At 69.6% G+C, this 12,583-nt stretch carries 12 protein-coding genes; 6 read left to right on the forward strand and 6 right to left on the reverse strand.

From position 1 onward, the window contains the following. The first annotated feature begins 11 nt into the window (after positions 1–11). Positions 12–2,393, forward strand: a complete 2,382-nt coding sequence (treY, locus tag JWS14_RS05500; RefSeq protein WP_206012650.1) for a malto-oligosyltrehalose synthase — start codon at positions 12–14, stop codon at positions 2,391–2,393. A 29-nt stretch (positions 2,394–2,422) separates the two neighbouring features. Then, positions 2,423–3,361 (forward strand): NADP-dependent oxidoreductase, encoded by a 939-nt coding sequence (locus tag JWS14_RS05505; protein ID WP_072945303.1) that lies wholly within the window; start codon positions 2,423–2,425, stop codon positions 3,359–3,361. A gap of 16 nt (positions 3,362–3,377) precedes the next feature. Here the strand turns inward: JWS14_RS05505 and JWS14_RS05510 are convergent, their stop codons facing one another. Then, complete coding sequence (locus JWS14_RS05510) at positions 3,378–4,007, reverse strand: TetR/AcrR family transcriptional regulator (protein WP_206012651.1); 630 nt, start codon at positions 4,005–4,007, stop codon at positions 3,378–3,380. 91 nt (positions 4,008–4,098) lie between these two features. After that, positions 4,099–4,287, reverse strand: coding sequence for a DUF1918 domain-containing protein (locus tag JWS14_RS05515; protein WP_005247576.1), 189 nt, complete (start codon positions 4,285–4,287; stop codon positions 4,099–4,101). A 109-nt stretch (positions 4,288–4,396) separates the two neighbouring features. Here JWS14_RS05515 and JWS14_RS05520 point away from each other — a divergent pair, with 109 nt between their 5' ends. Continuing rightward, positions 4,397–4,546, forward strand: a complete 150-nt coding sequence (locus tag JWS14_RS05520; protein WP_005260252.1) for a hypothetical protein — start codon at positions 4,397–4,399, stop codon at positions 4,544–4,546. A gap of 40 nt (positions 4,547–4,586) precedes the next feature. Then, positions 4,587–6,320: a malto-oligosyltrehalose trehalohydrolase gene (treZ, locus tag JWS14_RS05525; RefSeq protein ID WP_206012652.1), complete on the forward strand. Its 1,734-nt coding sequence runs from the start codon at positions 4,587–4,589 to the stop codon at positions 6,318–6,320. Here treZ and JWS14_RS05530 read toward each other — a convergent pair. Further along, positions 6,287–7,852 (reverse strand): MFS transporter, encoded by a 1,566-nt coding sequence (locus tag JWS14_RS05530; RefSeq protein WP_072945311.1) that lies wholly within the window; start codon positions 7,850–7,852, stop codon positions 6,287–6,289. The two genes, treZ and JWS14_RS05530, sit on opposite strands and share 34 nt — an antisense overlap. Positions 7,853–7,976: 124 nt before the next feature. Between JWS14_RS05530 and JWS14_RS05535 the strand changes: the two genes are divergently transcribed. Continuing rightward, positions 7,977–8,501: a TetR/AcrR family transcriptional regulator gene (locus JWS14_RS05535; protein WP_072945313.1), complete on the forward strand. Its 525-nt coding sequence runs from the start codon at positions 7,977–7,979 to the stop codon at positions 8,499–8,501. 4 nt (positions 8,502–8,505) lie between these two features. On the opposite strand, the gene ilvA is transcribed toward JWS14_RS05535, so the two are convergent. The 3 genes from ilvA to JWS14_RS05550 are packed head-to-tail and all read right to left on the reverse strand — an operon-like array spanning position 8,506 to position 12,165. Then, the gene (ilvA, locus tag JWS14_RS05540) at positions 8,506–9,858 is read right to left on the reverse strand and encodes a threonine ammonia-lyase IlvA (protein WP_072945404.1); all 1,353 of its coding nucleotides are present in this window, start codon (positions 9,856–9,858) and stop codon (positions 8,506–8,508) included. Between the two features lie 43 nt (positions 9,859–9,901). Then, positions 9,902–11,677, reverse strand: a complete 1,776-nt coding sequence (locus JWS14_RS05545; RefSeq protein WP_072945316.1) for a pyruvate dehydrogenase — start codon at positions 11,675–11,677, stop codon at positions 9,902–9,904. A 53-nt stretch (positions 11,678–11,730) separates the two neighbouring features. Beyond that, positions 11,731–12,165, reverse strand: coding sequence for a nitroreductase family deazaflavin-dependent oxidoreductase (locus tag JWS14_RS05550; RefSeq protein ID WP_072945406.1), 435 nt, complete (start codon positions 12,163–12,165; stop codon positions 11,731–11,733). 170 nt (positions 12,166–12,335) lie between these two features. Between JWS14_RS05550 and JWS14_RS05555 the strand changes: the two genes are divergently transcribed. Continuing rightward, on the forward strand, positions 12,336–12,572 hold the full coding sequence (locus JWS14_RS05555; RefSeq protein ID WP_072945318.1) for a hypothetical protein: 237 nt from the start codon (positions 12,336–12,338) through the stop codon (positions 12,570–12,572). The last annotated feature ends 11 nt before the right edge of the window (positions 12,573–12,583 follow it).

The following is a 12,583-nucleotide window of genomic DNA, read 5'->3' on the forward strand; positions in this document are numbered from 1 at the left end:
CGGGGACGACGATGGGGATCACGGCGACCTACCGGCTGCAACTGCGCGGAGACTGCTTCACCCTGGCGGACGCCGCCGCCGTCGCCGACTATCTGGACGACCTCGGGATCTCGCACGTCTACCTGTCGCCGATCCTGACGGCCACCACCGGTTCGACCCACGGTTACGACGTCACCGACGTGACCCGCGTGTCCCCCGCCCTCGGTGGCCGGGAGGCGCTGGCCGCGCTGTCACGGGAGTTGCGCGGCCGCGGCATGGGCATCGTCGTCGACTTGGTCCCCAACCATGTGGGGGTCGCGAATCCGCGTGAGAACGCCTGGTGGTGGGACGTTCTCACGCACGGTCGCGGCTCCGGGTACGCCGACTTCTTCGACATCGACTGGAGCGAAGACAACGGCGCGGGCGGACGGCTCGCGCTGCCCGTCCTCGGGTCGGACGCCGACCTCGAGTCGCTGACCGTCGACCGCTCGGGACCGGAGCCGCTGCTCGCGTTCTACGAGCACCGGTTCCCCATCGCCCCCGGCACGGACGCGACCGAGCCGGAGTCGGTGCACGACGCGCAGGCGTACCGCCTGGTTCCGTGGAACTCCGGGCTCATCGGGTACCGCCGATTCTTCGCGGTCAGCGAACTGGCCGGGATCCGTCAGGAAGATCCCCGCGTGTTCGAGGCCTCGCACCGCGAACTGCGGAGCTGGGTGGCGGACGAGTTGATCGACGGCGTGCGCATCGACCACCCCGACGGGTTGTCCGATCCGGCCGAATACCTCGACCGGCTGCGCGGCGTGATCGGCGCGGACCGCTGGCTCGTGATCGAGAAGATCCTCGGCCACTCCGAACCCCTGGACGATCACCTGCCGATCGAGGGCACCACCGGCTACGACGCACTGGCCGAACTCGGCGGCGTGTTCGTCGACCCGTCGGGAGCTCCCGCGCTGACCGCCCTGTCGGCGTCCCGCACGGGCGACCGGGGTGACGCGACGTGGATCCACGGGCACGAAACCGCGATCAAACGCGACGTCGCGAGCACCGGCCTCGCCCCGGAGATCCGGCGCCTCGTCCGCGCGATCCGCGCGGAGACCGGCACCGATTGCGCAGATCCTGACCTGCGCGACGCCGTGGTGGACGTCGTCGCGGCGATGCCCGTGTACCGGTCCGACTACAGCCCGCTCGCCGGGCTCGCGACCCGCGTGATCGGTGACGCCGCGCGGCGCGAACCGGGGCGGTCCGCGGCGCTGTCCGCCCTCGCCGCCGCCCTGATCGCCGGCGGTGAGGCGGCCACCCGCTTCCAGCAGGTCTGCGGCGCGGTGATGGCGAAATCCGTGGAGGACTGCCTGTTCTACCGCACGGCCCGGCTGGTGTCGCTGCAGGAGGTGGGCGGCAACCCCGCGAACGTCGGCGTCTCCCCCGCCGAATTCCACCTCGCCGCGGCCGAGCGCGCCACCCGGTGGCCGCAGGCGATGACGACGCTCTCGACGCACGACACCAAACGCGGCGAGGACGTCCGCGCCCGGATCGGCATCCTGTCGCAGGTGCCGGACCTGTGGGCCGAATGCGTCGACCAGTGGGAGCGCATTGCCCCCAGCCCCGATCCCGCCACCGGACTGTTCCTGTGGCAGAACCTGTTCGGGGTGTGGCCGGTCGACGGCCGGGCCGCGGGCGAGGTGCCCGGCTTCCGTGACCGCGTCCACGCGTACGCGGAGAAGGCCGTCCGGGAAGCCGGGACCCGGACGTCGTGGAACGACGTGAACGAGGACTTCGAACGCGACCTCCACCGCTGGCTGGACACGGTGATCGACGGCACCGTCGGCAAGGCCCTCGGATCGCTGTGCACGCAACTGGCGCCGCACGCCTGGTCCGATGCGCTCGGCCAGAAGCTCCTCCAGCTGTGCGGGCCCGGGATCCCGGACGTGTACCAGGGCACCGAACTGTGGGAGGACTCGCTCGTCGACCCCGACAATCGCCGCCCCGTGGACTACGACGTGCGGCGGACCGCGCTCGCGGGGCTGGGCACCCCTCCGGTCGACGCCACCGGCGCGGCGAAGATGCACGTCGTACAGACGGCCCTGCGCCTGCGCCGGGACCGTCCGGGGAGCTTCGTGGGCGGCACGTACGCGCCGGTCTTCGCATCGGGGACCGCGGCCGAGCACCTGATCGGTTTCACCCGCGGGCCCCAGGGATCGGCGCCGGACGTCGCGGCCCTGGCCACCCGGCACAGCGTGGGGCTGCAACAGGACGGCTGGGGCGACACCGCGGTGACCCTCCCGGACGGAACCTGGACCGACCTGCTCACCTCCGCGACGCACCCCGGCGGCCGCGTCGACACGTCCACCCTGTTCGCCCGCTACCCCGTGGTGCTGCTGGCCCGTGAGTACTTCTTAACCGCCCGCGGTTAAGAAGTACTCACAGGGGTACTGGCCTGTGTATGCGACGTGTGGTTGCCCGGGCGTACGGAGGGCCGGAGGTCCTCGCGTTGGTCGATGCGGAACCGGCGGGTCCGGCACCGGGTGAGGTGGTGATCGAGGTCCGCGCGATCGGGGTCAACCCGATCGACTACAAGCTGTACAGCGGCGCGTTCGGCGCCGATCCCGCCGTCCTGCCGATGCGGCTGGGCAGCGAGGCGGCGGGCGTCGTCGCGGAGGTGGGTGACTCCGCCACGGGGCCGAGGGGCCCGATCGCGGTGGGCGACGAGGTGATCGCGTACCCGTTGTCGGAGGCCTACGCGGACCGGCTTGTGGTGTCCGGTGATTCGGTGGTCCCGAAACCGGCGTCGTTGCCGTGGAACGAGGCCGCCGGACTTCTCGCGGTGGGTGCCACTGCGGTCGACACCCTCGACACGGCGAACGTCGGCACCGGCGACCTGCTGCTCGTGCACGGCGCGGCAGGCGGCGTGGGGTCGTTCGTCGTGCAGTTGGCCCGGGCCCGCGGCGCCACGATCATCGGCACTGCCCGCCCCGGCAACCACGACTACGTGCGGTCGCTCGGCGCGACCCCGGTGTCGTACGGGGACGGCCTGAGCGACCGGATCCGTGTCCTGGCACCGGACGGGGTGGACGCCGTCATCGATACCGCGGGCAGCGACGAGGCCGTCGACGTGTCCGTGGACCTGGTGCGGGACCGGTCGCGGTTGGTGACGACCGTCCCGGGGACACGGGCGGGCGAGGCCGGGTTCCGGATCGTGGGGGCGCTGGGGCCGGAAGGCATGGAACTGCGTAAACGTTTCCGAGCCGCCCTCGTCGACCTCGCCGGCAACGGTGACGTGCGGGTGCGGGTCGCGCGCACGTACGCGCTGTCGGAGGCGGCGCGCGCTCACGCCGATCTCCGGAAGCCGCACGCGGCGGGCAAATTCATCCTGTTGCCGTAGGCGGGGATGTCGGCCCTCAGTAGAGCAGACCGGCCCGGATCGTCGCCTTCACCCAGTTCCGGTACTCGTCGACATCCCACCCGCACTGCACGCGCAGCATCGAATACACCTGCGGCGACACGACCGTGAACAGCACGTCGGCGGCCCGCTGGACGGAGATCTCGGGGCGCAGCAGTTCGTGGGCGGCGAGTCCCTCGGCGAGGGTCATCGCATTCTCGGCGGACGCCCGCGCGCCCTCGTCGGCGAACCGCCGCATGTCCTCGTCCGCCCCCGAGGATTCGATCGACGTCGCCATCAGGGTTCCGGCCCGCTCCAGGACGTCGGTGCTGTAGCCCACCATCTGTTCGAGGATCCGCTCCACCGGGTCGCCGTCCCGGGGTGTGCGGGCACCACGCGCGGCGTCGGTCTCGCCCTGAATCGCCGCGTGCAGTGCCTGGTGGAACAGTTCCGCCTTGCCGCCCGGAAACACGGTGAACACCGTGCGGGTCGACACCCCGGCTGCTTCGGCCACGTTTCGCACCGTGGTGCTGACGTATCCGCGTTCGGTGAACAACCGGGCCGCGGCATCCCGGACGAGGAGGCGGGTCCGGCGCGCCGATTCCGCACGCAGCGGCGAAGAGTAGGGCCTCTTGGCGGAGTCGGGCACGGTCTCACGATAGACGCATTCGATTCATCGACCGTGCAACCAATGAGGCACGGCGATCCGCCGCGCCTGGACCGGGCGAAACGCCCGATGCCTACGACTTCGGGTGTTCCACCCAGGCATCGGATCCGGGAAACACGAGGGCCTCGTGGCCGTCGTCGTATCGGACGAGATAGGGCGGTTCGCCGTTCTCGCCGTGTACCTCCACGACCTCGGCGGTCGTCTCGTGCACTCCGACCACCCGGCCTTGAACGTGCAACCGGTCTCCCACTGCTACGTGCATGACTGCTCCTCGCGACGTTCGAGTCCGTACTCTCAGCTTGCTACTTCCGGATGCGGGGCGAAAGGGCCGACTCGCCGCCATCTCTGCCGCCGTGTGCCATCGTGGGGACATGGCTACGTATCGATACCTCGACAAGGACCGTAACGTGCTCGAGGAGCAGGACTTCGGCACCGTACAGGACGCCGAGGAACACCGGTTGTCGGTTCTCGGCGCCGAGATCATCGAGGAGGTCGAGGACTCCGGCACGCCCGAGAGCTGACTGTCCTGCGCGGCCCGCCCGGCCGAGGCATGCTGATCGGGTGCACACATTCGAGGTATGGGCCCCGATCCCGACATCGGTTTCCGTGGAGGTCGACGGCAGGCGCCACGAGATGACCCCGTCACCGGACGGGTGGTGGCGGGCCGACGTCGACGCGTCACCGGACTCCCGGTACGCGTTCCTCCTCGACGGCAGTGACACCCCGCTCCCCGATCCCCGGTCGCCGCGCCAGCCCGACGGCGTGCACAGCGCGTCCCAGCTCCACACCCTCGACGAGAGCCTCTGGACCGACTCGCAGTGGACCGGGCGGCAGCTCGCCGGCTCCGTCGTCTACGAATTGCACGTCGGCACGTTCACTCCGGAGGGCACCTTCGCCGCCGCGGTCGACCGGCTCGACCATCTCGTCGGCCTCGGCGTGGATTTCGTCGAACTGATGCCCGTCAACGGGTTCAACGGAACCCACAACTGGGGATACGACGGCGTCCTCTGGTACACGGTGCACGAGGGCTACGGCGGACCGGACGGGCTGCAGACCCTCGTCGACGCGTGCCACGCCCGCGGTCTCGGCGTGGTCCTCGACGCCGTCTACAACCACCTCGGACCGTCGGGGAACTACCTCGACCGGTACGGCCCGTACCTGGCGCAGGGCGCCAACACCTGGGGCCGCAGCATCAACCTGGACGGACCGGACAGCGGCGAGGTGCGCCGCTACATCATCGGCAACGCGCTGCGGTGGTTCCGCGAGTTCCACATCGACGCGCTCCGACTCGACGCCGTCCACGCGCTCGTCGACCACACCGCCACCCATCTTCTCGAGGAACTGGCCATCGAGACCCGCCGATTGTCCGCGCACCTGAGGCGACCGCTGACGCTCATTGCCGAGAGCGACCTCAACGATCCGCGCCTGATCACGTCGCGGTCGGCAGGCGGCTGCGGCCTCGACGCCCAGTGGGACGACGACGTGCATCACGCCATCCACGCTGCGGTGTCGGGCGAGAGGCAGGGCTATTACGGAGATTTCGGTTCGATGGCCTGCCTCGCGGACACGCTGCGCCAGGGCTGGTTCCATGCGGGCACGTTCTCGACGTTCCGGGGTCGCACGCACGGCAGGCCGCTGGACACGCGGCGGACCCCTGCCAGTTCGCTGGTCACGTACACGTGCACGCACGATCAGATCGGCAACCGGGCGACCGGCGACCGGCCCGGCACGTATCTCGATTCCGGGCAGCTCGCCGTGAAGGCGGCGCTCGTGCTCTGCTCGCCGTTCACGCCGATGCTGTTCATGGGCGAGGAGTGGGGGGCGAGCACCCCGTTCCAGTTCTTCACCTCGCACCCGGAGCCGGACCTCGCGCGGGCGACGGCGGAGGGACGCAAGGCCGAGTTCGCGGAGCACGGCTGGAGCACGGACGACGTTCCCGACCCGCAGGACCCGGAGACGTTCGAGCGGTCCAAGCTCGACTGGGACGAACCCGTCCGGCAGCCGCATGCCCGGCTGCTGGACTGCTATCGCTCGCTGCTGCGGCTACGGCGGGAGCGCGCCGAGCTGACGGACCCGTGGCTCGAGAACCTGTCCGTCGACTACGACGAGGCGCAGCAGTGGATCGTGGTGCACCGCGGCGCACTTCGCCTCGCCTGCAACCTGGGTGCCGAACCGGTGACCGTCCCGGTCGGCGGCTCCCCCGTGCTCTGGTGGGAGCCGCCGACGCAGGACGGGACCGGGTCGGCGACGGTGCTACCGGGTCACTCGTTCGTGGTGCTCGACAGCTCACCCTGACGGTCGCGCAGCATCCGCAGGACGAGGATCGCGGTCGTGAACAGGATCACGGCCGTCGCGCCCGCGGCGACGTGCATGCCGTCGACGAACGCCGACTGCGCGGACTCCAGGAACACTGCCCGCGCCGCCTCGGGAAGATGCTGAGCCTCCGCGACCGCGGCGCCGAGCGTGCCCTGGGCGGGCTCGATCTGTTCCTGCGGCAGCATCGACGTGTCGAGGCCGTTCCGGAAGATCGCCATGACGACGCTGCCGAGCACGGCGACACCGAGCGCGATGCCGAGTTCGTACGCGGTCTCGGACACCGCGGAGGCGGCGCCGGCCCGTTCGGGCTCGACGGCGCTCACCACGAGGTCGGACGTCAGCGTCAACGCGATACCGACACCCGCTCCGGCGAGACCGAAGCCGACCACGAACATCGTCGGGGCACCGTCCACGCCGAGCGTGAGCATCAGTGCCGCACCCACACCCGCGACGGCGAGGCCGCCGCCGAGCACGTGCGAGGTGGCCCACCGGCGCACCATCCAGGCCGCTGCGAGCGCGGTGACCGCGCTCATCAGCATCCCGGGCAGCATCAGCACACCCGATTCGAACGCAGTGTTGCCGAGCACCAACTGCAGGTACTGCGAGCCGAAGAACAGCACACCGGCGAGCGCGAAAATGGACAGCAGGTTGGTGAGGACGGCGGTCGAGAACGCGGGCTTCGCGAACAGTCCGATGTCGATCATCGGGTCCTTCATCGACTTCTGCCTGCGCACGAACACCACACCCGACACGACACCGACGAGACCGACGCCGAGGAGCACCGGGTCGACGCCGTGCACCACGGTCTCCTTGACCGCGTACACCAGCGGCAGCATCGTCGTCATCGACAACGCCGCGCTGAGCAGGTCGAACCGTCCCGGCGCGGGGTCCTTCGACTCGGGAATCACGATCGGTCCCACGGCGATCAGCACCAGCATCACGGGGATGTTGATCAGGAACACCGAGCCCCACCAGAAGTGCTCGAGCAGCCAGCCGCCGATCAGCGGGCCCGCCGCGGTGCCGCCACCGGCCATCGCTCCCCACACGCCGATGGCGAGGGTCCGCTGGCGCGGGTCGACGAAGATCGTGCGGATCAGGCCGAGGGTCGCGGGCATCAGGGTGGCACCCGAGATTCCCTGCAGCACACGGGCTGCGATCAGCATCTCGGGTGTCGGCGCCCATGCCGCGATCAGCGAGGCGATACCGAATCCGGCGGCGCCGAGGAGCAGTAGCCGGCGCCGCCCGATCCGGTCGCCGAGCGTGCCCATGGTGATGAGCAGTCCGGCGAGGACGAAGGAATAGACGTCGATGATCCACAGCAGCTGCGTGCTGCTGGGCTCGAGGTCGGCGCTGATGAACGGCAGTGCGAGGTCGAGCACCGTGCCGTCGACGGCGATCAGGAGGACGGCGAAGGCCAGGACGACCAATCCGAGCCAGTCTCGGCGTGATGCGGAGGACTGACCTGGCGCGCCGTAGGCGTCGTTGATCCCGCGATCCGTGGAGACAGACATTTATCTTCCTGCGACTTTCCGATTGGGGCCGGCAGCGTGATGAACCGTCCGGCCGGTACATTTTCGTTACCTTACCGTGAACCGTCCGGACGGTAAAGTTATTTCCCGGGTACAGTCCCTCACCATGGCTGCCGGTACGCGCGATCGAATACTCGACGCCCTCGAGAAGCTGCTGCTCGACGTGGGTATAGCCCAGGTGACCCTCGAAGCCGTCGCTGCGGAGGCCGGGGTGTCCAAGGGCGGACTGCTCTACCACTTCCCCAGCAAGGAAGCGCTTCTCGCCGCGATGGTGCGCCGGCTCGGCGAGCGGGCGGACGCCCAGCTCGCCGACGCCGTGTCCGGCGGCACCTCGCTGTCCGAGTGGTATCTCCAGGTTCCCGACGCGAGCACCACCGAGGAACTCGCCCTCTATCGTTCGACCATCGCCGCGCTACGGAGCGTCGACGGTCAGCACGACGAGATCCAGAAGGCCGTTACCGAAGTGATGCGCGGCTGGGACGAAGGTCTCCAGAGCGAGATCGACGATCCCGTGCAGGCCGAGATCGTGCGCCTCGTCGGCGACGGCATCTACCTGGCCGCTCTGCTCGGGCTCCCCATGCCCGAGCCCGAGCTGTACACGAAGGTCGTCGCGCGGCTGCTGCAGAAGTAGCGGCTCAGGTGAGGTAGCGGTAGGCGGGGCTCCCCGGCTCCAGGCGTTCCACCTGCATCCGGGACTGCTCCATCCGCTCGAGCAGCTCGCCGAGCCCCTCGGCCTTACCGAGTTCGATACCCACCAGGGCGGCGCCGGTCTCCCGGTTGTTGCGCTTCACGTACTCGAACAAGGTGATGTCGTCCTCGGGGCCGAGCACCTCGTCGAGGAAGCGGCGGAGCGCGCCCGGCTCCTGCGGGAAGTCGACGAGGAAGTAATGCTTCAGGCCTAGATTCACCAGCGAGCGTTCCAGGATCTCGCCGTACCGCGAGACGTCGTTGTTGCCGCCGGAGATCAGGCACACCACCGTGGAACCCGGTTCGAACGTGATGTTCCCGAGGGCCGCCACCGACAGGGCGCCCGCGGGCTCGGCGATGATGCCCTCGTTCTGGTACAGCTCGAGCATCGCGGTGCACAGCGCGCCCTCGTCGAGGTTGGTCATCACGAACGTCTCCGGATCGAGCCGGATCGTGGACGCCCCGCCGGCCTGGCCCAGCGACGTGTGCGTCACCACCTCGGCGCCGAGGGCGGAGACCACGGCGTAGGGCAGGTCGCCGACCCGCTTCACCGACGCGCCGTCGACGAACGGGTCGATCTCCGTCAACGTCACGGGACCACCGGCGACCAGGGCCGCCGTCATCGACGCCGCTCCCGTCGGCTCCACGCCGACGATGGCCGTGCGCGGTGCGTGCGCATGCAGGTAGGTGGCGATGCCGGCGATGCACCCGCCGCCGCCGACCGGGACCAGGACGGAATCGGGGGCCGCGCCGAGCTGGGCGAGGATCTCGGCGGCGATGGTGCCCTGACCGGCCGCGGTCCGGGCGTCGTCGAACGGCGCAACCATCGTCGCGCCCGTCCGCCGCACGTCGGCGGCGGCCGCAGCGGCGGCGGCGTCGTACGTCTCCCCCGTCAGGATCAGCTCGACGAACTCGCCGCCGTGCGCACGGATGCGGTCACGCTTCTGCTTGGGTGTGCTCGACGGGACGTAGATGCGGCCGGTGATTTCCATTGTGCGGCAGGCGAACGCGACGCCCTGCGCATGGTTGCCTGCGCTGGCGGTCACGACTCCGGCGGCACGCTCGGCGGCGTCGAGCTGGGCCATGAGATTGTAGGCGCCGCGAAGTTTGTAGGAGCGCACGACCTGCAGGTCTTCACGCTTGAGGTAGACGTTCGCGCCGGTCAGGGTCGACAGGCGGTCGCTCCACTGCAGTGGGGTGGCGTCGATCACGTGGGAAATTCGCTCGATAGCCGCGTCGATATCGCCCACCGTCAGGGGCGAGGTGATGTTCTGGGCTGCGGTATCGGGCGATGTGGACACCCGGATATGTTCCCACTCTCCGGCCATGGGATACCAGTCGGGTTCAGCCGCGCGGATCGAACTGGGACGGTCGCGGCACGTTCCGGACGTTCGACTTCGCCATTTTCACGGCCTCGCCGACACCCCCGTTCATCACCATCTTCGACAACGCCAGTGCGAAACCGGTGAGCTGCCCACCCGTGATGGTCGGCGGCAGCGACAGCGCCAACGGGTCGGTGACGAGATCGACGAGGGCCGGTCCGTCGTGATCGAACGCCTGACGCAGACCCGATTCGATGTCGGCCGGATCCTCGATCCGGCGGGCGAAGATGCCCAGCGCGGACGCCACCGCCGAATAGTCGACCGGCGCGACGTCGACCCCGAAATCCGGCAGCCCGTCCACCAGCATCTCCAGCTTGACCATGCCGAGAGTGGAATTGTTGAACACCACGACCTTGACCGGGAGCCGGTACATCGCGACCGTCACCAGTTCCCCCAGCAGCATCGACAGCCCGCCGTCGCCCGACACGGACACCACCTGCCTGCCGGGCGCGCACACCTGGGCGCCGATCGCGTGCGGCAGGGCGTTCGCCATCGATCCGTGCAGGGCCGAGGAGAGGAAACGCCGCGAGCCGTTCGGCGTCAGGTAGCGCGCCGTCCACACGTTCGACATTCCCGTGTCCGTGGTGAAGATCGCGTCGTCGGCAGCGAGGTCGTCGAGGATCGACGCGGCGTACTCGGGATGGATCGGGACGCGCTGCTTGGCCGGTTTCGTGTACGCGCCGACCACCTTGTTCATCAGCATCCGGTGCTTCTCGAGCATGTCGTCGAGGAATCGGCGGTCGTCCTTCCGCCGGATCAACGGGACGAGCGCACGCAACGTGCTCTCCACGTCGCCGTGCACCGCCAGATCGACGTCCGTTCTCCTGCCGATTCGCTGTGCGGCCCGGTCGATCTGCGCGGTGCGGACGCCGTCGGGGAGGAACTGGTTGTACGGGAAGTCCGTTCCGACGAGCAGCAGGAGATCGGCGCCGTGCATCCCGTCGTGCGCCGCCCCGTACCCCAGCAGCCCCGTCATCCCGACGTCGAAGGGGTTGTCGTACTGGATCCATTCCTTGCCGCGCAGGGTGTGACCGATCGGCGCACCGATCGCGTCGGCAAGGCCCAGCAACTCCTCGCGTGCCGCGCGCACCCCTTCCCCGGCGAAGATCGCGACCTTCCCTGCCGCGTTCACGGCGTCCGCGAGTGCCTGCACGTCGGACTGGTCCGGCACGACCGACGGCGCAGCCGTGCGCGGCACCGACGGCGCCCGCCCCTCGGCGGGGCGGTCCGCGATGTCACCTGGCAGGGTGATCACCGCGACGCCGGACAGCGCGGTCGCATGCGCGATGGCGGACGCCATGACGCGCGGGGCCTGGGCGGGACTTCCGATCAGCTCCGTGTACCGGGAGCACTCGACGAACAGCCGGTCCGGGTGGGTCTCCTGGAAGTAGCCGAGACCGATCTGCTCGCTCGGGATCTGCGCCGCGATCGCGAGCACCGGCGCCCCGGACCGGTCCGCGTCGTAGAGACCGTTGATCAGGTGCAGATTGCCCGGCCCGCACGAGCCGGCGCAGACCGCCAGTTTGCCGGTGACCTGCGCCTCCGCGGCCGCGGCGAAGGCGGCGGCCTCCTCGTGCCGGACGTGGATCCAGTCGATGCCGCCGTTGTCCGCCCCGCCCGAACGCCGGACGGCGTCGACGACGGGATTGAGGCTGTCGCCCACGATTCCGTAGATCCGCCGGACGCCGGCGTCCTGGAGTTGACGTACCAGTTGATCGGCAACGGTTTTCGCTCTCATCGGGCCTCCGGTCGGGGACGGTCGAACGGCGAACGACAGCGGCGGGGCGAGACTCAGGCGGGTTCGAGCACGAACACCGGGATCTCCCGATCGGTCTTGGTCTGGTACTCGGCGTAGTCGGGGAACGCGGCGACAGCCCGCTCCCACCACGTGGCCTTCTCGTCGCCCGTGACCTCACGGGCCACCATGTCGCGGGTCGCCGAGCCGTCGCGGAGTTCGACGTGCGGTTCGGCCTTCACGTTGTAGTACCAGACCGGGTTCTTGGGGGCGCCGCCGAGCGAGGCGACGATCGCGTACGTCCCGTCGTGCTCGACACGCATCAACGGCGTCTTGCGGATCTTGCCGGATTTCGCGCCCCGGGTGGTCAGCAGGACGACGGGCCTGCCGCCCAACGTCGTGCCCTCGGCCCCGTCGGTGGATTCCATCAACTCGGCCTGATCCGCTGCCCACTTGGACGGACTGGGTTCGTATTCACCTGTGAGTGGCATGCGTCCAGTCAACACCTGATCCGCGAGAGCCCGCCACCGATTCCACCGAACCAGCGCGCATGCGAAGGACCGCATCCGTTTGTTCGTTGCGCCGAACTCCGGATTCCGAGTACCCTGATCGCACGCGGGGCCGTCCGCTCCCCCGACCCACTCCAGTGAGGTGACCTGCGATGACGACACACGACGCTTGGGTGCGCCGCGATGTGCCCCGCAGCACCCCCGCCCGGACCGTCGATCTGGCCGGCACCGAGTGGCCCCTCTACAAGCTGGAGGCCCTGGCAGTCGCGCTGCTGGTCTTCGTCACGATCCTCGTCGTCACCCAGACGCTGCAGGCGGCCGTTCTCACGGCCGCCGCTGCCGCCGTCGTGGTGTGGTGGGCGCGGCGGCTCTTCCCGCCGCGCTCGTAGCCTCACCCATC

The organism is Rhodococcus koreensis (assembly GCF_017068375.1).
Classification (GTDB): domain Bacteria; phylum Actinomycetota; class Actinomycetes; order Mycobacteriales; family Mycobacteriaceae; genus Rhodococcus_F; species Rhodococcus_F koreensis.